At 47.3% G+C, this 25,046-nt stretch carries 18 protein-coding genes and 1 riboswitch; of the genes, 6 read left to right on the top strand and 12 right to left on the bottom strand.

Translation table 11 applies throughout. From position 1 onward, the window contains the following. Positions 1-5 precede the first annotated feature (5 nt). Positions 6-329 (bottom strand): NirD/YgiW/YdeI family stress tolerance protein, encoded by a 324-nt coding sequence (locus tag ABQ275_RS07790; protein ID WP_349317719.1) that lies wholly within the window; start codon positions 327-329, stop codon positions 6-8. Positions 330-465: 136 nt separating this feature from the next. Here ABQ275_RS07790 and ABQ275_RS07785 point away from each other — a divergent pair, with 136 nt between their 5' ends. Beyond that, positions 466-1,677 (top strand): dicarboxylate/amino acid:cation symporter, encoded by a 1,212-nt coding sequence (locus ABQ275_RS07785; RefSeq protein ID WP_349317718.1) that lies wholly within the window; start codon positions 466-468, stop codon positions 1,675-1,677. On the opposite strand, the gene ABQ275_RS07780 is transcribed toward ABQ275_RS07785, so the two are convergent. The 3 genes from ABQ275_RS07780 to ABQ275_RS07770 form a co-directional block, all read right to left on the bottom strand. Continuing rightward, positions 1,628-2,806: a PLP-dependent aspartate aminotransferase family protein gene (locus ABQ275_RS07780; RefSeq protein ID WP_349317717.1), complete on the bottom strand. Its 1,179-nt coding sequence runs from the start codon at positions 2,804-2,806 to the stop codon at positions 1,628-1,630. The genes ABQ275_RS07785 and ABQ275_RS07780 overlap by 50 nt on opposite strands. A gap of 139 nt (positions 2,807-2,945) precedes the next feature. Further along, a riboswitch (SAM riboswitch) is annotated at positions 2,946-3,058 on the bottom strand. 72 nt (positions 3,059-3,130) lie between these two features. Beyond that, positions 3,131-4,075 (bottom strand): NAD-dependent epimerase/dehydratase family protein, encoded by a 945-nt coding sequence (locus ABQ275_RS07775; RefSeq protein ID WP_349317716.1) that lies wholly within the window; start codon positions 4,073-4,075, stop codon positions 3,131-3,133. 79 nt (positions 4,076-4,154) lie between these two features. After that, a complete protein-coding gene (locus ABQ275_RS07770) occupies positions 4,155-5,405 on the bottom strand; it encodes a YdcF family protein (RefSeq protein ID WP_349317715.1) in 1,251 nt (416 codons plus the stop codon). 235 nt (positions 5,406-5,640) lie between these two features. Between ABQ275_RS07770 and ABQ275_RS07765 the strand changes: the two genes are divergently transcribed. After that, positions 5,641-7,758 carry an ATP-binding protein gene (locus tag ABQ275_RS07765; RefSeq protein WP_349317714.1) on the top strand — a complete coding sequence of 706 codons (2,118 nt, stop codon included), beginning with the start codon at positions 5,641-5,643 and terminating at the stop codon, positions 7,756-7,758. 23 nt (positions 7,759-7,781) lie between these two features. After that, positions 7,782-8,474 carry a uracil-DNA glycosylase family protein gene (locus ABQ275_RS07760; RefSeq protein ID WP_349317713.1) on the top strand — a complete coding sequence of 231 codons (693 nt, stop codon included), beginning with the start codon at positions 7,782-7,784 and terminating at the stop codon, positions 8,472-8,474. 19 nt (positions 8,475-8,493) lie between these two features. Here ABQ275_RS07760 and ABQ275_RS07755 read toward each other — a convergent pair whose 3' ends face one another. From ABQ275_RS07755 to ABQ275_RS07725, 7 genes are all read right to left on the bottom strand, one after another. Further along, positions 8,494-8,709 carry a hypothetical protein gene (locus ABQ275_RS07755; RefSeq protein WP_349317712.1) on the bottom strand — a complete coding sequence of 72 codons (216 nt, stop codon included), beginning with the start codon at positions 8,707-8,709 and terminating at the stop codon, positions 8,494-8,496. Positions 8,710-8,777: 68 nt separating this feature from the next. Next, positions 8,778-9,608: an NAD(P)-binding domain-containing protein gene (locus tag ABQ275_RS07750; RefSeq protein ID WP_349317711.1), complete on the bottom strand. Its 831-nt coding sequence runs from the start codon at positions 9,606-9,608 to the stop codon at positions 8,778-8,780. A gap of 162 nt (positions 9,609-9,770) precedes the next feature. Further along, positions 9,771-10,703 (bottom strand): adenosylcobinamide-phosphate synthase CbiB, encoded by a 933-nt coding sequence (gene cbiB / locus ABQ275_RS07745; protein ID WP_349317710.1) that lies wholly within the window; start codon positions 10,701-10,703, stop codon positions 9,771-9,773. Further along, entirely contained in the window at positions 10,688-11,710 is a 1,023-nt protein-coding gene (locus tag ABQ275_RS07740) for an aminotransferase class I/II-fold pyridoxal phosphate-dependent enzyme (protein WP_349317709.1), read from the bottom strand. The genes cbiB and ABQ275_RS07740 overlap by 16 nt, the downstream gene beginning before the upstream one ends. 12 nt (positions 11,711-11,722) lie before the next feature. Further along, positions 11,723-13,171 (bottom strand): cobyric acid synthase, encoded by a 1,449-nt coding sequence (locus tag ABQ275_RS07735; RefSeq protein WP_349317708.1) that lies wholly within the window; start codon positions 13,169-13,171, stop codon positions 11,723-11,725. Between the two features lie 44 nt (positions 13,172-13,215). Next, the gene (locus tag ABQ275_RS07730) at positions 13,216-15,831 is read right to left on the bottom strand and encodes a M1 family metallopeptidase (protein ID WP_349317707.1); all 2,616 of its coding nucleotides are present in this window, start codon (positions 15,829-15,831) and stop codon (positions 13,216-13,218) included. A gap of 191 nt (positions 15,832-16,022) precedes the next feature. Further along, positions 16,023-16,595, bottom strand: coding sequence for an HdeD family acid-resistance protein (locus ABQ275_RS07725; protein WP_349317706.1), 573 nt, complete (start codon positions 16,593-16,595; stop codon positions 16,023-16,025). A 217-nt stretch (positions 16,596-16,812) separates the two neighbouring features. On the opposite strand from ABQ275_RS07725, the gene ABQ275_RS07720 reads away from it, so the two are divergent. Beyond that, positions 16,813-17,733, top strand: coding sequence for an acyl-CoA desaturase (locus ABQ275_RS07720; protein ID WP_349317705.1), 921 nt, complete (start codon positions 16,813-16,815; stop codon positions 17,731-17,733). 133 nt (positions 17,734-17,866) lie between these two features. Further along, positions 17,867-18,859 (top strand): L-glyceraldehyde 3-phosphate reductase, encoded by a 993-nt coding sequence (gene mgrA / locus ABQ275_RS07715; RefSeq protein WP_349317704.1) that lies wholly within the window; start codon positions 17,867-17,869, stop codon positions 18,857-18,859. 49 nt (positions 18,860-18,908) lie between these two features. On the opposite strand, the gene ABQ275_RS07710 is transcribed toward mgrA, so the two are convergent. Next, on the bottom strand, positions 18,909-19,988 hold the full coding sequence (locus ABQ275_RS07710; RefSeq protein ID WP_349317703.1) for an NADH:flavin oxidoreductase/NADH oxidase: 1,080 nt from the start codon (positions 19,986-19,988) through the stop codon (positions 18,909-18,911). A gap of 141 nt (positions 19,989-20,129) precedes the next feature. Between ABQ275_RS07710 and ABQ275_RS07705 the strand changes: the two genes are divergently transcribed. Then, positions 20,130-25,025, top strand: a complete 4,896-nt coding sequence (locus ABQ275_RS07705; RefSeq protein WP_349317702.1) for a PKD domain-containing protein — start codon at positions 20,130-20,132, stop codon at positions 25,023-25,025. The last annotated feature ends 21 nt before the right edge of the window (positions 25,026-25,046 follow it).

Genomic DNA, 25,046 nt, shown 5'->3' with positions numbered 1-25,046 from the left:
CCGGCTCAATCACTTGTTACGGGCCGGTTTACCTTCAGGGTAACCGGCTTGTTCCTTTCATACTGTACCCAGGCCTGGATAACCACTGCGTCTTTGTCATTAAAGGGTTGAGCAGGCAGAAATTTAGTATCAATATCTACCTTAATCCCTGCCGTGCGGTCTTCAAACATGTAAATAGTTCCGCCCAGGTTCTTCGTCACATAGCCCGTAATCCTTACCGTTACGCTGTCATTAGTCAGTTGCCGGGCATTCTTCAGCACCTCTCCTATATTATAGTCGTGGTTCTGAAAAGCGACTGTGAATAACAAACAAAGTAACAAGCTTTTCATGGTGATTATATTGGTTCGCTACCTGTTAAACACCCCTGCGTACAAATTGTTCACTTATAGCTGGTTAACGGGGGAAATACAGTTGATCATAATTGAGATTTCCGGTATAAATTGTAGGTAGAATAAATTCACAGGCATGCGTATCTTCAAAAACTACAGTGGTATTTTCTGGTTGCTGGGGGGCATTGCAGGTGGCAGTATTGCCGGTCTGCTGCTGGGTCCAAAGGTAGCGGTCATCAAACCAATTGGCGATATCTTTCTGAACCTGTTATTTACGGCTGTTATCCCGCTGGTATTTTTTGCCATTGCCAGCGCCATTGCGCATATCGAAGCCTCGCACAGGCTGGGCAAAGTACTGGGCATCATGTCCATCGTTTTCCTTTGTACCATCCTTATTTCAGCTTTCCTCACCATTGTGGCTGTATGGATCTTCCCTATTCATCAGCAAGTTACGCTGTCACACGCCGTAGATGTGGAAAGCCCCGGCAACTTCGGTGAACAGCTGACACGGCTGTTGAGTGTCGGTGAATTTTACGAATTGCTTTCCCGTAAAAACATGTTGCCCTTTATAATTTTCTCTGTGCTGGTGGGCCTGGCCGCCATGCGTGCAGGTGAGCGTGGTGTAGCGTTCCGGAAATTTTTGTACTCCGGTAATGAGGTCATGAAAGACCTGCTGGCGGTGATCATGAAAATAGCGCCCGTGGGCCTGGGTGCTTACTTTGCTTACCAGGTGGGCACGGTAGGGCCGCAATTGTTTGGCACATATGCACACTCACTGGGTATTTATTATGGTTTCGGTACTATCTATTTTATAGTCGGATTTAGTTTTTATGCTTTTGTAGCGGGTGGTTTTAATGGTATTAAAATCTTCTGGAAAAACAATATTATTCCCACCTTAACCGCGGTGGGCACCGGTAGCAGCATTGCTACCATTCCTGCCAACCTCGAAGCGGTGCAACGGATGGGCGTACCGGCATCCATTGGCAATGTGGTAGTGCCGCTAGGTGCTACCCTGCATAAAGATGGCTCCAGCATTTCTTCTATCATAAAAATGGCCGTTGTATTTGCGATGTTCGGCAAAGGTTTCAACAGTGTAGATACCGTGCTGATGGCCATGGGCATAACCGTGATCGTGAGCATCGTGGAAGGCGGTATTCCCAATGGCGGCTATATCGGCGAGTTGCTGGTCATGTCCGTATATGGGTTCCCGGTAGAAGCCCTCCCGCCGCTGCTGATCATCGGAACATTGGTTGATCCGCTGGCCACTATTTTAAATGCGACGGGAGATAACGTAGCGGCTATGCTGACAGCACGCTTTCTGCCCGGGCGTGCTGCGGCAGTTTCTTAAAAGCCTGTTCCAGGTCGGCCAACAGGTCGGCCGACTCTTCCAGCCCTACAGATAAGCGAATCAGGCTGTCACTTACCCCTTCTGCCCTTCTCTTTTCAGCAGGGATAGATTTATGCGTCATTTCAGCCGGATGACAAAGCAAACTTTTAATGCCGCCCAGGCTTTCCGCCAGTTTAAAGTAATGCGTGGAGGTAACAAAAGTGGTGGCGGCAGCGGCGCTATCATCTTTTAAAGTAAAAGAAATAATCCCGCCAAACCCTTTACTCTGCCGCTTTGCCAGCTCATGTCCCGGATGCGATGGCAAACCGGGATAGAACACTTTTTCTACCGCCGGATGTTCTGCCAGGTATTCCGCTATGATTTGTGCATTGATGCCGTGTTGTTTAATACGCAGGTGCAGGGTTTCAATACCACGGATCAGCAGGAAGCTGTCGAATGGCGACAGGATGGCGCCACAGGCATTCTGATAGAACTTTATTTCTTCTCCCAGCTGCTCCGTTTTGGCTATCACTACCCCGGCGATAAGGTCACTATGTCCGCCGAGATACTTGGTAGCACTGTGGATCACGAGGTCCGCCCCCAATGACAATGGCTGTTGCAGCACCGGTGACGCAAAGGTATTATCTACACAAAACAAACAATTGTGTGCTTTTGCAATACGACCTATAGCGGCAATATCAGAGATCTTCAGCGTGGGATTGGTGGGCGTTTCCAGCCATATCAGCCTGGTAGCGGGTGTGATGGCATGGAAGACGGCCTGCGTATCAGAAGTATCAACATAGTTTACCCGGATCCCGAATTTTTCATACACTTTATGAAAGAGGCGGAAAGCGCCACCATAGATATCATCTACGGCTACAATTTCATCCCCGGATTTAAGCAGTTTCAATACGGCGTCTATGGCTGCCAGTCCGCTGGAGAAGGCAGATGCAGCGGCGCCACCTTCCAGCTGTGCAATAATTTTTTCTACTGCCGCGCGGGTAGGATTATTGGACCGTGCATAGTCATAACCTTTGTTTACACCCGGTGCTTCCTGTACAAATGTAGAAGTCTGGTAGATAGGCACAGCAATGGCGCCGGTTTGCGGGTCTACGGGAATAGCATGGATCAGTTCTGTGATTGTGCTCATCTTTGATTGTTTTTTTAGTTTGATAAAAAACGTTCTTGCGGAGCAAATCAAGAGAGAGAGTGGGATTTTCGAATTTTTTGATTTTCGAATTTTGGTATTTAAATTCAAAAATTCGAAAATCAAAAAATTCGAAAATCAAAACTTATCTTTCCTGACATCTGATCAGGATGGATGCAGCACCTTTCAAAGCTTGTGCAGTGAAGGTTGCTAAGGTATCATCGGGCCATTTCCCTACTCCTTTCTTGATAAGCAACTTAAAGAACTGGTGCAAAGATAAAGCAGAAAAATTAACCACCAAATTTATTTTCCTACAAATTCAGTAGACTATTGTTTAGCCAATGTTAAACGTATGCCTTCTTCGTAAGATGTTGGTTTGAATTGATAATAATTTTCAAATTTGGAGGAGTCAAAAATATAGGGATGATTGTTCTGGTACAGCATCTCCCCTAATTCCCCTATGGTGGTATCAAACAATCCGGACAGGCCGATCATAAAACTGCCCAGCTTCATGTACCGGGGCTTAATGCCCATTTGCCCCGCAATCAGCTCCACATAAGTTTTACCATTGGGAGCGGGATTGGTGGTAGGCAGGTGCCAGATCTGGTTCCATGATTGCGCGTCCTGGGAAAGCAGGTATAGTCCCTTGCCGGCATCGGGCGTAAAAGTATAACTATGGGTTACATTATCTTTTCCCAGCCACATCGCGGAGCTGTTTTTCTTAAACCGGTCGATAATCAGGAGGTTGAGGAAACCGGTTTTATCTGCGCCGGGGCCGTAGAAATCGGCTGCACGTGCTATGGAAGCAGTCATATTACCCGCCTTCACTTCATCCATTAATTGGGTGGCAATAGCCGCGCGAACCTCCCCTTTATGGCTGGAAGGATGATACGTGGTATCTTCTTTCATAGGGCCGTCTACTAACCCGTAGGAATATACGTTATCGAAGAAGATGAGTTTAGCGCCGGCTTCCTTACAGGCATTAATCACATTGGTCATGATCTTAGGCCATGCAGTAGCCCATAGTTTCCTGTCATATTTAAGACCTGCGGTCAGGAAAACGATGGCGGAGCCATTTACTGCCTGCTTCGTTTGTGCGTAATCGGTAAGGTCGGCGGTTACCAGGTTGGTGATGCCTGCAAATGTTTTGGGAGAGCGGCCTACGAGGCGGACCTGTTTCCCGTTCTTCGTCAATTCCAGGCACAGCTCATTGGCAATGATACCACCTGCCCCCAGGATGGTATATAAAGGCTGAATAGATTCGTTTGACATGGTTAAAATATTGAGTGTTTTTAGATGCTGTTGGAATATTAATTTTTATATAAGACGTATAAAACCCGAAAATATTTTATCAGGGGTCCAATGGATCCCGGGCATCGGCCTGTAAAGATTTCAGATCCGGTATAAAAGAGAGGAAATACAGATCGGCCTGTTTTATTTCCGTGGCCGGCAGGTAGCTCAGCTCCTGCATACAACGCAGGTTGAAGATACTTCCGCTCACATAGCTCAGGTGAAAGGGATCGGACACACAGCACATTTTTTTATTCATGGGGAAGCCATTGCGCCAGGCAATGCGCACCGCGTTGCGGATATTGGTAGTGGTATGCCGGGCATAAGGCTCCAGGATCACAGCGGCTGCGGGGATCTTCAGTTCATTCACCAGGTACTTCTTCATTTCCACTGCTTCAGAAAACGGGGTGCCGATGGGATGTACATGTCCGCCGGAAACGATGATGCAGGGAGCAAGACCTTTACGGAACAGGTCTGCCCCTATGCGGCAGCGGTTCTTACCGGCATCGCTGATAGCGTCTGTATTGCCGGGGCCCGCACCCAGGATCAGCAGGGCGGAAAAGGTATATTTATCCCAGTCAGTTTTTTTCAATTGCGTGTAAGCCTCGCTGTTAGTATCCGACAGCGGCTCATAGCGCGCGCATTCATCACGTTTGTTCAGGCGCAGCAAGGCCAGTGCAAGATCGAGGGAGGGCCTGAAAAAGAGGCGCCTGTTGCTATTACCGTCATCTTTCAACGCCTGCGTCACTTTTATTTTATAGGCCGGGGATGACACATCATATACAGCGGAATCAATGGCTGCATAACGGAATCCTTTATTGGTCGTATAGGCGTTAATGATATAGTTTACTCCTTGCGCCGCATCCTTCCAGGCACGGGCAAGTAATGCGGTATCGGGCATCGCTGCGTACAATTGAAACAAGCCGCTGCTGCGCATGGCTTTCACCAGTCCTTCCATTTCCGCCGGATACCGGGTCAATAAATCAGGCAGTGTGTTGCCGATGCGGCTGATCACCTCTCCTGTAAATAAAAACGGATCTGTTATAGCTGTGATATTGAGACTAACGGAATGGGGCACACGCTGTACGTATGTTTTTCCGATACGTTGCATAGTGGTATCCCCGGCCATTATCCGGGCAATGGCAGGCATCTTTTCAAATAAAGTAAACAGGTAGAAATTTCTATCCTGGATATAATCTTTCCCCGTAAGAAAATGATAGCCGGGATCCGGGTAGGCATACTGACTTTTAGCAGCCGGTAAGAAAGCGATCAGAAAAAATAGTACAACCAGGTACTTTTTTATACTTGCCATTGGTAAAAAAACGTTACGCCATACAAAGTACGGATTACCTTTTAATAAGATTTAGTTCTATCTTTGATTTAAAATAAAAAACAATACATTAATAAATAATATGTATATCTAAGTTATTAAAAATTATATACCTATAAAACATTTAGTCATAAATATAGCATTAGCTGTAAAGATTAAAATCACTTATTTTTGGCCCGCCAATGCGGCGTAAACCGTAACTGCCAATAACCCAACAATGTATAATACCCACGAAAGAAAAAGCTTTTTACGTTTCGCTATACTCATCCTGATGGTAATCATACTGGTTACCTTTTTCATGATCATTGTTCTCCGCAAGCGGGCATCTGATCAGCTGGGCGTAGTGGTAAAAAGCCTGGTTGCTACAAAAACGGATGCAGGGCATATTGATCAGGCAGTGCAACTGTTGTATGCAGCAGACAATAATTTCCGTTTATATACACTCACTTACAACCCTACGCACTTACATACCTATATAAACGACTTACAGGAAATTAACGCACATCTTGATACTGCTATAGGCGCTACAGCCGCTGAACAACAAATGCAAGGCCTGCTGGCCGACAAGGAAGAGAAAACAGCGGTTTTCCTGCGGGGCAAGCTGTATGTAGATTCTCTCCTGCTTTTATCACAGTCGTGGGATACTGCCGCAGCGCCACCAGCGTTGCAACAGCTGAAAGCAATAAAGATACCACAGCAACAGGAAGTAGATACGATCATTACCTCAACCTCCGGTACCAGTCAGGGCAAGAAGAAATTATTCGGAAGGCTCAAAGAAGCAATTTCCAATAAGGTCAGTGTGCAACATACCCAGCAACAGGTACGGCTGGTAAAACGTCATATCGACACCAGCAGCAGTGGTGTTGCTTACAATGAAGCGGCGCTGAAACAGCTCCGGGATACTTATCAGCAATTTATGCGGGAAGCGGCGGGTAGTCATGCTAACCTGAACCGCAAAGAATATGCGCTGGTAATGGCTAACCAGCGGTTGTTTACCGAATTGCAACGATTGCTGACCACCCTGAAACAGAATGTAGTGGAGGAAGCTGACAAAAAACGTCTGCGCCTTAGCCAGGACATTAATCACTCCTTATATAGTATCGACAAGCACAGTTACTGGGAGATCCCGTTGATCCTGCTGCTGGCCGCCATTATTATTTATGGGATCGCACGTTTGTACCGTTACGACCTGGCATTGCTGCGTGCCAAGCAACAGGCAGAAAAATTTGCCCGGCAGAAAAGTGAGTTTGTGTCTACCATGAGCCATGAAATACGTACCCCTATTCACTCTTTGCTCGGCTATGCCACCAACCTGGAAAGGGAAAAACCGGGGGAAACGGTATCGGCTATACGAAATTCAGCAGAAGTATTGCTCTCTGTCGTAAATAACGTACTCGACTACACGCAGATGGAGACAAAAAAACCGGAACTACGGCAAGAAAAATTCTCTCCCCGTACTGCTATTGAAGAAGTGTGTAACAGTTTACAGATACAGGCGGAAATGAAATCGCTCCTGTTAACTACACATATTTACTTCCCTACCGGTCAGCAGGTGATAGGCGATGTGTTCCGCCTGAAACAGGTGATCACCAACCTTGTAGCAAATGCCATCAAATACACCAACAAAGGCGAAGTAAGCGTTACCGCGCAATTGCGCGATGGCAGCTTATTACAGATAACCGTAAAAGATACCGGTATAGGCATCAAAGATGAAGACCAGTCGTCTTTATTTGAAGCCTTTTCCCAGGGTCATAATGGACTCACCAAAGGTAGTGGACTGGGTTTACACATCTCCAAAAAAATCATTGATCTACATGATGGTACGATCGAAGTAAAAAGTGTGGCAGGTAAAGGATCCTCTTTCTATTTTGAAATCAGGTACCAGGCGGTGACGCCATCTCCGGGTACTATTAAAATTACAATGCCCGTGAATACTCCCAAAACAGCTGTAGCACCTCCAGGCGTGAGATTGCTGGTTGTAGAAGACAGTGTACTGAATCAGAAATTACTCGCGCTGCTCCTGGGCAGGCTGCAAGCCAACCACGTTATTACCGGCAGCGCAGAAGAAGCACTGGAACTGTATATGCAGGAATCATTTGACATGATCCTGACTGACATTGACCTCCCCGGTATGGATGGTATTGCCCTTACAGCCGCTATCAGGGAACTGCCTGATAAAAAGAAAGCCAATGTAACCATCATCGCCATTACAGGCAATGTACTGGAAGACGATATCGCCCTGTACATGCGCTGTGGCCTGAACGATTACATCATGAAACCTTACCGGGAAGAAGACATCCTCAGTAAGATCAGCGCCTATGGCTTGCTGATTTAAAGCTGAATGTATTAAATTACAGGATGACTTTCGCCGATCAGATTATACAGTTTAACCTGGGCCTCCATTTTGAAGGCGTACTTCCTGCTGGTATCAGGATGATGAACCCTTTCCGTGAAAATCCGGAAATAGTACCCATCATGCAACAATTCTATAAAAAATTTTATGATGATAAACAGCCGCGGCAACTGATACTGGGTATTAATCCCGGCAGGCTTGGCGCCGGCGCTACAGGTGTTCCATTCACAGACACCAAAAGGATGGCGGAAAAATGTGGTATTGATATACCCGGCTTCAAAACACATGAACCTTCTTCTGTTTTTATATATGATGTGATAGACGCCTACGGCGGATTGAAAAAATTCTATAAACAGTTCTACATCGGTTCTGTTTGTCCCCTTGGCTTTACTGCCTTAAAAGCAGGTGGAAAAGAAGTTAACTATAATTATTACGATAGTGCTGCGCTTATCAAAGCAGCAGATAAATTTATCATTGCCAGTTTACGGCAGCAACTGAAATGGAATATTAGCCGGGAAGTTTGTTATCTGATGGGTACGGGAAAAAATGCGGTCTTTTTTCAGGCATTGAATGCCAGGGAGAAATTTTTTAAGGAAGTAGTTCCGTTGGAACATCCGCGGTTTGTCATGCAATATAAATCCAAAACCAAAGAAGACTACATAGATAAATACCTGGCTGCTTTTACAGCACATCACTAAACCCCAATCCGGGGAATTTTTAAGCAGTGTGGACATAAATTTCGTCCGCAATCATATTAAGTAACCCCATGTTTAACCGATGGCCGGCCCCGGTTGCACCTGGTGCACGAACGTATCCGTCATCATCTTTTTCCATCACCACCTCTTCCCCATTCACATCTACGGTAAAACGTTCGGCGGAATCGGGTCTGATATAAAAACGACCACCCGCGGTATTGATCATAAACGCATTCATACACTCTTTTTTTTTGTAAATAACTGCAAACGGCGGGCCATCCATTTTTACCGCCTGGTATATTCCTTTTACTTTTCTACCGTATTAAAAACCGCCAGGGGATCATCAAGAACAAAATTGTATTCCAGCATCTTTTTTAGCTTCGAAGAAGTTACGATTTTATAAGGTAAATCCCAGGGTTGTATTTTTCTGGGTATCTCCAGGTTGAAAGCTGCTGCCGCCGCCTTATAATAATTCATCCGGAGCGGATGACCACCGGCACAGGCGTTAAAAATTTCTCCCCATACATCTTTTTCTATTACCCGGCTGATCACACCAATGCAATCATCCCGGTGGATGACGTTCATCGGCACATCATTCAGCTGCCTGCGACTGATGCGGCTCAAGGAATTCGGTATCCGGTCGTAACCTATCAGTCCGCCGAAGCGCAATACGGTTGTCCGGAACCCGGTAGCCCGGAGCAGCACTTGTTCCGCCAAACGAAGCGCCTGTCCGTTGGGGGTATCAGGCACCACGTCATTGGTTTCAGTGACCAGGTCATTGATGTCTGCATATACGGAGGTAGAACTCACAAACAGTACGCGGCGGATGCGGGTGGTTTGCAGTTTATCCCGCAGCAGTGTTATTTCCGCCACATGCGCCTCCACGCCCCGGTGGATACGCGGGGGGATATTGACGATCAGTATATCGGCGTCCCAGAACGCTTCGGGCGCGTCAAGCTGCGTTTCGCTCAATGATACTACATAACCATCAATGCCGGCTGCTTCCAGTTCGCGAACCCCTTCAACGGAGGTCCTCGCACCTTTTACAGGGTAGCCTTCCTGTAAGAAGTGCAGCGCCAGTGGCTTGCCCAGCCACCCGCAACCTAAAATGCTGATTTTTTTTAACTGTTGGTCCATGCTGGAATTAACTTTTACACGCCTGCCTGCGGCAGTATGGCGTGGCTGATGTTACATGAAAAACCGGTGAGCGATGATGAGAAAAACGCCCATTTGTAAACGGACAGGAAAGATAGGAAGTTTTCCTTTTACCCGGCACAACGAAGGGCGGGTAGCCACAATTTAATATTTCCACATCAAAAAAGCCACTGCCAGCATCATGATCAATGTTACGCCATGATTGATGTATCTCACGGTGGCAAATTCTTCATGGGCAATAGGGCGTGGATGCTCCCCGATGTAAGGCTTCTCCACTACTTGGCCGTGGTAAGTGTTAGGGCCTCCGAAGCGGCAATGGAGGATACCTGCCATGGCGGCTTCGGGGTAGCCGGCGTTCGGACTGGCATGTGCGCTGCCGTACTTCCAGACATACCTGCATGCGCGGCGGCTCCCCGATACCAGGATCATGAGCAAGGCCGTAATACGTGCCGGAAAGAAGTTGGCCACATCATCAAGACGGGCAGCGAAGCGGCCGAAATAAAGGTAGTCCGCATTTTTATAGCCTATCATGGAATCCAGGGTGTTGATCATTTTATAACACATCATACCAGGCAACCCCGCGAGTGCATAAAAGAAGAGTGGTGCAATGACGCCATCGCTGAGGTTTTCCGACATGGACTCCATCACTGCTATGCGGATCTGGTCTGGCGACAGGCTGGAGGTATCGCGGCCAACGATCCAGGAAAGACGTTTGCGTCCAGCTTCCACGCCCTCCTGGTGGAGCACATCAAATACCTCCTGCCCTTCCTGTAACAGGCTTTTATTGGCAAGCGCAAAGAAAACGAAGATGGTACTGAAAACATAGTATGCCCAGGGCCATGACCATAACCACCGCTGTACCCAATAAAAGAAGCTGTATACCACTATACATAATACGATAGTGAGGATAGCGCCTTTCATGAAACGGCCGGTTCCTGTATTGAGCCACCGGGTACCATAGCGGATCAGGCGGCCGAATAATTTTACAGGATGCGGCCAGCTGCGGGGATCTCCCAGCAGCAGATCAGCTGCATAGCCTAACAGTAACGGCAGTACGAATTTTAAATCAGGCTCCATTTTCGCAGGGCAGAGATGAGTAAACTGTTATCAGTTGCATTCCGGCAGGCCACCCGGCAGTGGCCTTGTTCCAATCCATAGAAATTGGACGCATCGCGGATCAGAACCCCGTAATGCTCCACCAACCAGGCTTTAAGTCCGGCAGCGGTACCCGTTAATGTTTCAAACAGTATAAAATGTGTGTTCGTGGGATAAACCTTGAACTCTGCCATCTTCCTGATGGCTTCCCACAAAAGATAAGTATCTGCCAAAAGCGAATCCAGGGGCAGCTCAAATTCAGCAGGATGCTCCAGGATATAATAGCCAGCTTCGAGCGCCAGACTATTGACAGACCAGGGCATTTTACCCGTGCGCACCCGCTCCAGCAATGGCTGTTGCCCTACCAGGTAACCGAGCCGCAAGCCCGGGATGCAACAGGTTTTGGTAAGAGAGCGCAGCACCAGCACATTGGGCAGGTGGTGCAGATGAGGCAGGAGGCTGCCGGCATTCCGGGTAAACTGAATATATGCTTCATCCACCACAAAAATGGTGTGCCGGTTGTGTGCAATCAGCTGGCGTAAAGCATGTTCATCCAGCGCCTGACCGGTAGGGTTATTAGGATTGCAGAGAAATACGAGATCCGTAGCGAAGTGTGTATCTGCCGTGAGCTTATCCCACAGCAGGTATTGCACCTGGTGGCGGTGTAGCTTGCAGGCGTCCTCATACTCCGCAAAAGTGGGCACCACAATGGTAGTAGCAGCCAGGCTAAAAGCCTGCGCCACAAGATAAATGGCTTCTGTGCCGCCATTGGTAACCATTACCGTGCCCGGCGACAGTTTTGCCTGCTTTTCCAGCATGGCTTGTAGTTTTATCGCGCCCGCATCGGGATAGTGATTGATGTCGCCTATCCTGGCGGCGAGGTGCTGCTTCAGCCCTTCCTGTAGCCCGCCGTACCAGACGTTAGAGCTAAAATCAGCTACTATAGGGCGATTAAACAGGTAGCCATCATCTCCGTGTCCTTGTATCATACCGTTGTTTTTTTATAACTCCAATGTCTTATAAACAGCTTTTATATCCAGATGTTCACGGATATGTGCTGCCAGTTTATCATATTGCTGATCTTTGAAACGGCGGTAGTCGAAATCCTTTACGGCCATCACTTTACCACATTGCGTCAGCAGGTCATTGATCACCACATCATTATCCAGGATACCATGCAGGTAGGTGCCCCAGCATTTGCCGCTGAGGAAATAACCATCCGGCATACCGTTGTGCAGGTGATTAAGCGGAGAGGGATGCTCACTAACGGTGTCGCCCATATGAATTTCGTAGCCTTCGCATAACTTTTCCCCGTTGCGGTAATGAAAGCTGCGTTGCTGCGTAACCTTTTCCTTTGTCAGCACCGTTGTCACCGGGAGGATGCCGAGGCCCGGTATGCTGGCGGTTTCCCCCTCCACCCCATATGGATCAGCCACCTGCGTTCCCATCATCTGATAACCACCGCAAATACCGATCACTACTTTATTTCGTTTATGCGCCTCCGTTATAGCACGGGCGGTTCCGTTATTTTTGATAGCTACCAGGTCAGCAATCGTATGTTTGCTGCCGGGCAGAATAATGATATCTGCGGCAGCAATATCGGCGGGGTTATCTGTATAAAAAATATTTACGCGCTCATCTTTCTCCAACACATTAAAGTCTGTAAAATTAGACATGTGGCGCAGTAATACTACCGCAATATTTACTTTTCCGGTGCTTAGTTTTTTATGTCTGATCGATAGACCCAGGGAATCTTCTTCTTCAATATGAATATCCTGGTAGTAAGGCAGCACACCTGTAACGGGTACGCCGGTAAGGGATTCCAGCTGTTTACGCCCATCGTCAAACAGCCGGATGTCGCCCCTGAATTTATTGATGATGATCCCTTTTATCAATGCTTTTTCTTCCGGCGGCAACAGTGCGATGGTACCGTAAACACTACCGAAGATGCCACCCCGGTCGATATCCGCAATGAGGTATACCGCCGCTCCTGCATGTAGTGCTATCCGCATATTAGTGATGTCGCGGTGGCGGAGATTCAGTTCTGAAATACTGCCGGCGCCTTCCATCACGATGGGGTTATACCGGGCAGACAAGCGATTGAATGCCCCTTTCACTTCTTCAAACAACAGGTGCTTGTCGTCCTGCATAAAATATTCCCAGGCTGACTGATTACCGGCAGGTTTACCATGCAACACCAGCTGGGCACTTTGATCGTTGGTAGGTTTCAGGAGTACCGGGTTCATATCGGTATGACAGGGCACGCCCGCGGCTTCCGCCTGAACGGCCTGCGCACGGCCTATCTCCAGGCCATCGGGGGTAGCGTAGCTATTGAGTGACATATTCTGCGCCTTGAAGGGAGCAGGCGAATAACCATCTTGTTTAAGTATCCGGCAAAACCCGGCGGTGATCACGCTTTTACCTACATCAGAGGCGGTGCCAGCAAACATAAGTGGCCGGAGTTGTTTCATGGATGTAAGGTACTAAAGAGGGATTATAATCTAAACAGTTCATCTCCTACTCCGCTATTCACAACAACTTTTGTCATCTTCATATTTGTTTCAAAACCACCGGCGGTAGCCTTATATTTAAAGGGTACCTGTATGCCGCTTACATCGCGGTAGTCGCTATAATCCGTTACCACATTACTGTCCGTCGTCCCTTCCTGCCCCTCCAGTGTAATGGATCGCAACTTCAACCCGGTCTTTGTGTCATAGTAGTTTTTATACAGCATACCATTGGGCAAGGCCACCGTTACAACATACACTTCCCTGTCATTGACATAATCTGTTACCGGTGACAGCTCCAGCTTTGCATTATCCGGGGAAGCCAGGAAATAAGTTTCTGCAAACAGCAGGTTCTTTTCTTTCCATATCCCTTTTTCAGCAGCGGTAAGCGGTACTTCCTTTCCCATCTTCCAGATTTTCACGGAATCTCCGTTGATCACCAGTTTACGCGATACTGCATTGATAACAGGAATGAATACTTCCTGCCATACTTTGCCCGGTTGTTTGTAAGTTGTTTTTAATGTTACCTGTGTACCCTGCGTATCGCCTTCTCCTTCCAGGATATAATCCTTTACGCCTTTCAGCTTATCGGCACCGCCAATAGCCTGTATGTAATGGTTTAGTATATCCGTGGCCGTAGTACCTGCGGGAACCGGTTTTCCCGGGTCGGCTTTCCAGGTATTATTGGATGGATTGATATCCGGGAATACGCCTTCCGGATCAATGACTACGCTGGCCAGCTTCACTTTGGAAGGATAACGGACAACCCAGGTAGCGCCGCGCTGCCATACTTCCACCGGTAGCCGTAACGTATCTGTTTTACCGTTTTCTTCTTTGATGCCGATCACCACAGGCATGGGTAGCTGTTCCAGGTTCTCAATGGTAATGAGTGCCCCTTGTGCAGGATCATTCTTCACGTATGCCACATTTTTTATGCCCTGATCCAGTTTCCAGTTGTACATAAACCATCCGCGCCAGAACCAGCCCAGGTCTTCTCCCGCTGCATTTTCTATTGTGCGGAAAAAATCCCATGGTGTAGGGTGTTTAAACGCCCAGCGTTGAATATATTCACGAAGGGCATAATCAAAACGCGCACGCCCCAGGATCTGGTCGCGGAGCAAATTCAATCCCATGGCCGGTTTGAAATAGGCCGCCACACCATTATAACCCAGATTAATAACATCAGGGGTATTCATGATGGGTTCTGCCCTGGCAGAAAACATCATAGGCGCCATTCGCTGTGCTTTTTGCGGGAAATAAAATTCGCCCTTATTAAAGGCCTCGGTGGAGATGACATTGAGGAAAGTGTTGAAGCCCTCATCCATCCAGGCATATTTACGTTCATTGGAACCCACGATCATAGGGAACCAGTTGTGACCGAATTCATGATCGGTGACACCCCACAAACCACCCCTGGTAGCCCGCCAGGAACAGAATACAATACCGGGATATTCCATACCGCCTACCAGGCCGGCAACATTGGTAGCTACCGGGTAAGTATAAGGAAACCATTGATTGGAATAGTGTTCGAGACAACCTTTTACAAATTCAGTAGACCGTCCCCAGGCATCTGCAGCACTGCATTCCAGCGGGTAGACGGATTGTGCGAGTGACTTTTTTCCGTTGGGAAGGTTGATGCGTGCAGCATCCCATATGAATGCTGCTGAAGCAGCCCAGGCAACATCACGACTGTTTTTGCAGGTGAAGTGCCAGGTACGGTTTCCATTGGCGTGTTTATTATTCAGCTCCGTGCTGTCGCGGATCATAATGGTTTTGTCGCTGTTCCTGGCCTTTGCCAGCCTCGATTGCTCTAACGGAGAAAGCACCTGCGCAGCATTGACCAGTTCACCCGAACCTGCCAGGATCATGTTGGCCGGTGCGGTAATGCGGTAGTCGAAATTGCCGTATTCAAGATAAAACTCCGCCGCACCGAGGTATGGTATATTATTCCAGCCAGATACATCATCATATACAGCCATCCGCGGATACCACTGCGCTATTTCGTAGATCCATCCGTTGGCCGTGCGCAGGCGGCTGGTGCGGTCTGTCCCGTATTCAGGGATCGTATAAGCGTATTCGATAGTGATCTGAATAGAAGCGCCTGTTTTCATGGCTTGTGCCAGGCGGATCTGCATGCGGGTATCATCCACCAGGTAATCAGCTGCGGCTGTTTTACCACCACTGCTGATGCGCACTGTTTTCAGTTCAAAACCATTGGTGTAGTTCCGGTTGGCGAAGCGGTCGCCGGTAACAGCTATGGTAGCAGTGCCACGGGAGTCTTCCCGGAACACGTTCTGGTCCAGCTGTAACCAAAGAAAAGGTAGCTGACCGGGGCTGTTATTTTTATAAGTGATCACGACCGATCCACTGATGCGGTGCTGCAGGGTATCGAGGGTAACTGCTATTTTATAATCAGCAGCATTTTGCCAGTATTTTGGTCCAGGTGCACCACTTGCACTGCGGTATTCGTTGCCGTTATCCGGATAAAAAAAGGGCGCAAAAGCCTCGTGCTGATCGTATTTAGGCGCAGTCTGAGATACTCCCTGTTGCGCCGTGCCGCAGAGTAATAATGTGGCGAGCGCATAGATTCTGTTGACTTTCATCTGAGTGCGGTATGATTAGATGTTGTAGCTATAAATATACACAAGAAATGATTATGAGTAATGGATGATAAAGCGGGCAGGCATTCTTATTTTGATAACGGAAATGGGCATACGAAATTATCACAGGCCCGGGGTTAAAGCCACCGGGCCATTTTTCAGGACGAGACAGGGTATCATCATTTTACATCAGCTCACACCTGGTTAAATAATTTTTTGGCGTGTTTCAGCCGGAAGGCAAAAATGATGCTGAGGATGCCGGTCAGGCAAAAGGCGGCAGCCATCAGGCCAAGGATGGTAGCCACCCCCAGCGCAGGATTGTCCAATATAACCACGGCAACAATGATCAGCAGGATACCTCCCAGGAGTACCCAACCCCAGTTAGGGATTTTAGCCGTATTGAGCTGAATGGAAAAGCCGATCAGGCTGATTCCCCTGAACATAAACCAGAAACCGAGGAAAAACGGGATTACCGCCATGGTAACACTGGGGTATATCATGAGGATAAACCCGATTACCAGGTCCACAATGCCGGAGGCGAGCGACCATCCCCATCCATGCATTTCCTCGCGGTTGCTCACCGCAAAGACAATTTCAAAGATCCCCGTTACAAATAAGGTGACACTGAAAAAGATACTGAGCAATATATAGCTACTGAAGGGATTGCTAAAAACGACGGCGCCGGCAATGAGAAAAATAATCCCGTTGAGCAGGTAAAGCCACCAGTATTTTACGTTTGTGCGGATAACAGAAAGGATTTTTGACATGAATTTTATTTTAATGTTATAAAATAATGACAATCCATATCTTCCTAACACCGTCTTTAACAAAAAGTTCGGGATAACATCTCCTTAAAAAAAGGGGAAAAGACCTAACTTTGTAGGGAATGATTTAAATCATAGATTAAACAAAAAGTGGAAACTATCTTTGTAAAGATCATTCAAATCATAGATTTATAAATAATACGGAAATTTTCATTGTGTGATGAACAAGGCGATTAAGCAAGATAGAATAGCACCAAACTGGTTGCATCAAGTAGATTTTCTGGGGATACATGCTATTCCCCTGCTGGCATTTTTTACCGGCACAAGAGCATTTGACTGGATATTATGCGGTGTATTATACGTTGTGCGTATGTTTTTTGTGACTGCCGGCTATCACCGGTATTTCTCGCATCGTGCCTTTAAAACGTCGCGGTTCTTCCAGTTTATCCTGGCAGGCGGCGCACAGAGCAGTTTGCAGAAAGGCGCCCTGTGGTGGTCAGCCAATCACCGTATCCATCACAAACACAGTGATACCCCTGAAGATCCGCATTCTGCCAATGTGTATGGCTTCTGGTATGCACATATCGGCTGGATCATGGGCCCTGAATATAAACCTACCCGTTTTGACCTGATCAAGGATCATAAGGCGAAGGAATTATTCTGGCTCAATAAATACCACATGATTCCTGCCCTGGTATTAATGGTGGCAGTATATTTTGTAGGTAATAAAGTGAACGGAGCCGGCTGGTTCGACTGGACAGCAGGTTTATCTACTGTACTGATCGGATTTTTCCTGAGTACCGTATTACTGTATCACGGCACCTTTACGATCAATTCCCTGATGCATAAAATCGGTAACAAACGTTACTACACCGGTGATGAATCCCGCAATAGTCTCATCCTGGCGTTGATAACACTGGGTGAAGGATGGCATAACAACCACCACTATTATCAGAGTGCTGCACGTCAGGGCTTCTACTGGTGGGAAATAGATATTACCTATTACACCATCAAAGTATTAGGCTGGCTGGGCATTGTATGGGAGATCCGTCCGGTACCTGCTAAAATGAAAGGTATGAATAAGCTGAAAGACATGAAACCGGCGCAGATAGCTCAATTACAACATGACGAAATCGGATAAGTGATAACTGAAAATAAAAAACAAAACCCCGTTAGGTATTATACTTAACGGGGTTTTTGCTTTTTCATCGCTACATTTTTGGTACATCATCTGCGTTTTTCTATTATCTTGTTTGCCTGAAAACTAATATTCCATGCAATACACACCAGCAGCTGACAGATATGACAGCATGATCTATAACCGTTGTGGAAAGAGTGGTATCCAGCTTCCGGCGATATCACTGGGACTATGGCACAACTTCGGTTCCATTGATAACTTTGAAAATGGCCGGAGTATTATCCGTCGTGCTTTTGACAAAGGCATTACCCATTTTGATCTGGCAAACAACTATGGTCCGGAACCTGGTAGTGCAGAAGAAAATTTTGGCCGGGTACTGAAGCTGGACTTCACCGGTCACCTGCGTGATGAACTGATCATTTCTTCCAAAGCCGGTTACCTGATGTGGCCCGGCCCTTATGGAGATAAAGGCTCCCGTAAATACCTGGTGTCCAGTCTCGATCAGAGCCTGCGCCGCATGCAACTGGATTATGTGGATATATTTTATTCCCATCGTCCTGATCCGGATACCCCCATTGAAGAAACGATGGGCGCACTGCACAGCATTGTACAACAAGGCAAGGCACTGTATGTAGGACTTTCCAATTATACCGCCGAACAAACAAAGGAAGCAGTGGCAGTTCTGCAATCACTGGGTACCCCCTGCCTGATCCATCAGCCGAAATACAGCATGTTTGAACGTTGGGTAGAAAACGGTCTGCTGGATGTACTGGAAGCTAACGGTGTGGGATGTATCCCTTTCTCTCCGCTCGCACAGGGCCTCCTCACCGATCGTTATCTGAACGGAATCCCCCCAGGTTCCCGCGCCAGCAAACCCAGTGGCTTCTTACAGGAAAACGAAGTATCACCGGAGAAAATTGAGAAGATCAAAAAGTTACACGCCTTAGCACAGAAAAGAGGACAGTCGCTTGCCCAGATGGCCCTCGCATGGCTTCTGAAAGACAAACGGATCACCACCGTGCTGATAGGCGCCAGTTCCGTAGGTCAACTGGATAACAACCTGGAAACATTGCGGAATACCGCTTTTGACAAAGAAGAACTGGTAGCTATTGAAGCCATCCTGGGATAAATATTTTTGCTGTTCGTGATTTTTTTTGCAGATCACGAACAGCAAAAATTTACTTCCGTGGCTTTGCTCTTTCATATTGAACCGGCCATTTCATTTCGTCGGCGTTTAATTCGAATGCAGCCCGCAACGGAAAATAAGGATCCCGTAAAAACTCACGCGCCATCAGTACAAGATCTGCGCGGCCTTCTGCTATAATTGATTCCGCTTCAGCAGGCGTAGTGATCATACCCACCGCACCCGTAGCAATACCTGCTTCCTTGCGCACCTTCTCCGCAAAAGGTGTCTGGTATAACGGTCCTACCTTTATCTGTTGATGAGCAGCCAAACCACCCGAAGAGCAATCTAGCAGGTCCACCCCTTTTCCTTTCAATATGGTGGCCAGTTTCACCGATTCTTCCGGATTCCAGCCATGATCCGCCCAATCTGTTACAGAAAGCCTTACCAGCAACGGGTATTTTTCCGGCCACACCGTACGCACGGTTTCCACTGTTTCCAGCAACAGTCGTATCCTGTTTTCAAAAGTTCCGCCATAGTTATCCGTACGTTGGTTACTAAGGGGAGATAAAAAACTATGCAGGAGATAACCGTGTGCAGCATGCAATTCCACTACCTGGAAACCTGCTTTCAGCGCGCGTTGTGCAGCGGCTTTAAAATCATCCAGCACTTTGCGTATGCCCGCTGCCGTGAGTGCCACCGGCATGGGATACGCTTCATTAAAAGGGATGGCACTGGGTGCTACGGCCTCCCAGCCACCTTCTTCCCGTGATACCTCTACCTTGCCATTCCCATCCCAGGGTCTGAATGTACTGGCTTTCCTGCCGGCATGGGCCAGCTGAATACCGGGCACCGCACCCTGTGCGGTTACAAATGCCGTAATCCTTTGCAGCATGGCGATATGCTCCTCTTTCCAGATACCCAGATCCTGCGGTGAGATACGCCCTTCCGGTGATACCGCTGTGGCTTCGGTAAATACCAACGCGGCTCCTCCTACTGCGCGACTGCCCAGGTGTACCAGGTGCCAGTCGTTGGCAAACCCGTCATGAGAGGAATACTCACACATAGGTGATACCGCAATTCGATTGCGTAATAGCACCTCTCTTAACTGTAAAGAGCTGAACAAATGAGACATAAGCAGTTGCGTTTTAGAAATTTAAAATTAAGGTTTTGTTACTGAACTTACTTCGGCCGCAGGCCTGTTATCTTTCCTTAAAACACAATAAAGTAATATCCTCGAAATATTGTAATTTGGCCGCATATACCTATATACCACATGTACCTGTTCATCCCTGTTGAACGTAAACTGATTGCCCTAGCACTAAGTCTGCTGTTTTGTTGCCTCTTATCCCTTGCAGCAAAAGCGCAGCTAAAAGCTGATTTTACTGCTTCTTCGACCAGTGAATGCGAACCGCTTACCAGCACCACTTTCAATGACATATCAACCGGTAATCCCACTTCCTGGAAATGGGATCTGGGTAACGGGTCTGTCTCCACTGAACGAAATCCGAAGGCATCTTATGTGAAGCCGGGTACCTATACCGTCACCCTTACGGTGAAAGATGCCTCCGGAGCCAGTTCAACGGAAACCAAAACCAGCTATATCTCCGTATGGTCCAAACCTGTTGTTGATTTCAGCGTTACGCCGGCCATTGGTTGCGCTCCGCTTCAAACTACTTTTACGGATAAATCCAATCCGGTCAGTGGTACGCTGAATGAATTTACCTGGGATTTCGGAGATGGTACCAACGGTAGCGGTAGTAGCGTGGGCCATACTTACAATACGCCCAGCGTGTATACAGTCATACTCTCGGTTACTAATAGTCACGGGTGTACTAATTTCAAGGTTATGGATAAAGCGGTAGATGTAGCACCCGCTATTAATGCAGATTTTACTGTTACGGAAAAGATATTATGTAAAGCACCGGTAGACGTATTGTTTACCAACACCAGCACCGGCCCCGGAACCCTGAATTATAAGTGGGAATTTGATGATGGCGTTACCACCGCAGTGAAAGACCCCGGCAAACATACTTTTACCAGTAAAGGCACCCATAGTATCAGGCTAACGGTAACGAATGACCGAAAATGCAGCGCCACCAAAATAGCAGATGATATTAATGTAGCTAATTATAAAACAGATTTCACCTTTCCCACTCCCATCTGTACCGATAATTACAACAATTACGTGGCTTCCTTTTCACCGGCATCACCCGCCAGCATCACCTGGGAGTTCAATGGTGTAAATTCATGGACCAACTATAATACCGCCAACTATTCATCGGCAGCGGCAGGGCCATTGAAAGTAAAGCTCACGGCACAATATGGCAACTGCCTGGATGTGGTGGAAAAAGACCTGGTGGTAAAAGCCTCACCAACAGCCAATATCAGTACGGATAATCAACCCATTTGTAATGTACCTGCTACGGTAAACTTTAAGGATAATTCCACCGGCGCTACCAGCTGGAAATGGGATTTTGGTGATGGCCAGAGCTCCACTGCACAAAGCCCTTCCCATACGTATAACTATGAGAGCTATTTCTACGTATACCTGACCGCTACCAATGCCGCGGGCTGCGCTGTAACCAGTAACACCAACTTCGGCATCTATAAAACAAACATCACCGCGTACGCTTCCGTTACAAGCGGCTGTGAAGGAATGGAACCTGCATTCTTCGCCAGCAGCAGTAGCAGTGATCAGATAAAAACATATGAGTGGGATTTCGGAGATGCCACCCCAAAATCAACTGAGGCTACGCCCACCCATCTGTATGCGAAAGCTGGTCATTATACAGTTAAACTAAAATACACTACCGTCAACGGCTGTACGGGAACTGTAAATACCAAAAGTGCCGTTGATATCTATAAGAAACCTACACCGGATTTTTATTCGCCTTCAGCGCCCACAGTATGTGGTAATACACCCACTTCATTTATAAATAAAACCGACATTGGCGACTCCTATCAATGGGACTTCGGGGATGGTCTTTACCAGGAAAACTATACACCCAACCCTACCCATAGCTATAAGGAGCCCGGCGTATATGACGTAACACTCACGGTAGGCAATTACACCTGTTACAATAGTGTTACTAAAAAGGCATACATCACCGCAATCGATCCCTTTCCCCGCTTCAGCCAAAATGCGCTGGATTGTAAGCAACGCACCATCCTCAGCTTTGATGAACACTCCATAGGGGCAACCGGCTGGAAGTGGACCTGGGGAGATGGAAAAGATACTTCCTATAGCGTCCAGGGGAATCCTATTACACATATCTACAGTAAAACAGGTGTTTATACAGTAACACTTACCACTACTGCCGGCGCCTGTACTACTTCCGAAACAAGGCAGGTACAGATGATCGCGCCTTCACCAATTACCATTACATCAGACGTTACCACGCTATGTAGCAATGAAAGCGTGGCGGCAAAGGTCACGGCGTATGATCCATCTATTTATAGCAGTAACTATGCCTGGTCGTGGCTCGCTAATAATGTAAATCAAAGCTGGTGGTATGAGAAAACACAATTTACCTATACTAACCTGCAACCGGGGAAACAGGCTATACAGGTAGTGGTGCAGAACAACCTGGGTTGCTACGACAGCAGTAACGTGATAGACATTGCGGTACGTGGTCCGGTAGCCGGGTTTAACTTACCCAGCACTATTGAATGCCGCGATAAAGAAGTGGCATTTACAGATGCCACTGATCTTACCTATAGTAAAGGCATTAAAAAATGGGAATGGAACTTTGGCGATGGCACCTCTCCACAAACCTTTACCAGTGGACCTTTCAAGCACACTTACAAAACAGCCGGATATTATATTACACCTGCTGTAACGGTAACGGATATAGAAGGTTGTGTCAGCAGTTATGCCGGACAACAATTACAGGTGAATGGCCCGAATGCGAATTTTTATATGGCTAATTCCCTGATAAAACCCGGTAGTGATGCTTATTTTTACGATAACTCCAATGAGGTTGGGGGCACCATCACTTCCATGTTATGGGATTTTGGCGATGGCAATACAGCGACCGATTTTTACGGTACCACCCATAATTATCCCGATAAAGGATTGTATGAGGTAAAACTACAGATCAAAGATGATAACGGTTGCGAAGATGAAATGGTGCAACAACTAAAGGTATCCTCCGTAGGCGCAGGATTCACGTATACCTCTTCTTTTGTTAATGGTGGCTCCTGTGCGCCCATGGTGTTCCGCTTCACCAATACCTCTCTTAATTTTGCTTCCTGTTTCTGGGATTTTGGTGATGGCAGTACATCCGATCAGATTAATCCCGTGCATACCTATACCGAGTCCGGTCACTATAAAGTGATTTTAAAAGTAAAAGGTGATGCCGATACGGAAGATGAATCTGAGGAGATCGTAGAAGTAAAAGGACCCTTTGCCACCATCACAGCCAGTGATGAAGGTGGTTGCCTGGAGAAAGAAATTGAATTTACCGTTATTGCACCGGACGCACAGGAATTGAGCTGGGACTTTACGGATGGCATCATTGAGCAGACAAAAGAACTGCAGATCAAACATGCATTTAAAGTACCGGGTATCTATAAGCCGCGGCTGCTCATGAAAGATGCAGCCGGCTGCAAAGGCAGCGCCATGCTGGATCACCCGATTGTTATTGATCAGCTGGACATACAGTTGAATCCTTCACCAGCGTTTATCTGCGATGAAGGTCAGCTTACCTTTGCGCCGGTATTCAACAGCTTTTCCATTGAAGACCTGGGCAAGCCTGGCACCTATCAATGGACCTTTGACCCATTACTGGCACCAACAGACATTACCACAGCTACACCCGGCTTCTACCTGGATAAACCAGGAAAATATGATTTTAGTCTTACCGCCACTACGGTATATGGCTGCAAGGAAACGGTGCCAGTTACTATCAACGTATACCCCAAACCGTTAGCCGCCATTTCTGGCTCCGATCAGGTTTGTAAAGATGCCAACATCGATTTCAGCGGCAGCGTTACAAAAGCAACGGATGTTACCTGGAAATGGGACTTTGGTAATGGTCAAACAGATACACAACAACAACCGGCGGCTACTTCCTTTGCTACAACCGGTAATTTTGATATAGCCCTTACCGTTACCAGCAAAGACGGCTGCACACATGAAGCACATCATCCCCTACTGGTATTACCATTACCGGTAATCAACGCTAGCGCCCCCAGTGATTTTGTTTGTCTTCATAATACCATCCTATTACACGCTGGCGGTGGCAGCCAATATGAATGGACACCCGCAACCGGGTTGGATAACCCACTGTTACCGGAACCAAAAGCAAGCCCCGAAGAAACGACTACTTACCAGGTAAAAGTAACCGATAACAATGGCTGCATCAATACAGACGAGATAACGCTCCGGGTCGTGCAACCCTTTACGATTCAGGCTACACCGGATACCATTATTTGCCTGGGTGATAAATTACCGTTGCGCGTCTGGGGAGCAGATTATTATAAGTGGGAAGGCACCGGTCTTGACAATACCGGTAACGCCTCTACGCAGGCCACACTCACCAGCAAAGGCCGGTATACTTATAATGTGACCGGTTACGATCGTGAAAACTGCTTTTCAGATAATACCACCCTGCAAGTACAGGTAAACCAGGCCCCTACCGTAGAACTGGGGCCAGACAGGCAAATCATGGCTGGCATACCGCTGAACCTCACTGCCACCAGTACCAGCAGGGACGTGATGCGCTGGAAATGGTCGCCGGTTACCTCCGTGGATTGCTATTACTGTCCTGTTATCCAGGTAACACCTAATCTCACTACCCAATATACACTGGAAGTAGAAAACATATATGGCTGTAAAGCCAAAGACGATATGATGGTGTATGTGATCTGCAACCAGGGCGCTATTTTTATGCCCAATGCTTTTACACCGAATCATGATGGACAAAACGAGCGTTGCTATCCCAAAGGAAAGGGGGTGAAAGAGATCGCCTATTTAAAGATCTATGACCGTTGGGGTACACTCGTATTCGAAAATGCGCACTTCCAGCTGAATAGTCCTTCCGCAGGCTGGGATGGCCGCAGCAAAGGCAAAGAGGCGCCCATAGGTACCTATATCTATATGATGCAAACGGTGTGCGAAAATGGAGAAATATTCGACTTCAGGGGAAATATTACGTTGATTAAATAACGTTTTTACAAAGCGTCCGGC

It is taken from the genome of Chitinophaga sp. MM2321, assembly GCF_964033635.1.
GTDB lineage: Bacteria > Bacteroidota > Bacteroidia > Chitinophagales > Chitinophagaceae > Chitinophaga.
This window is presented reverse-complemented; position numbering and strand designations above follow the sequence as displayed.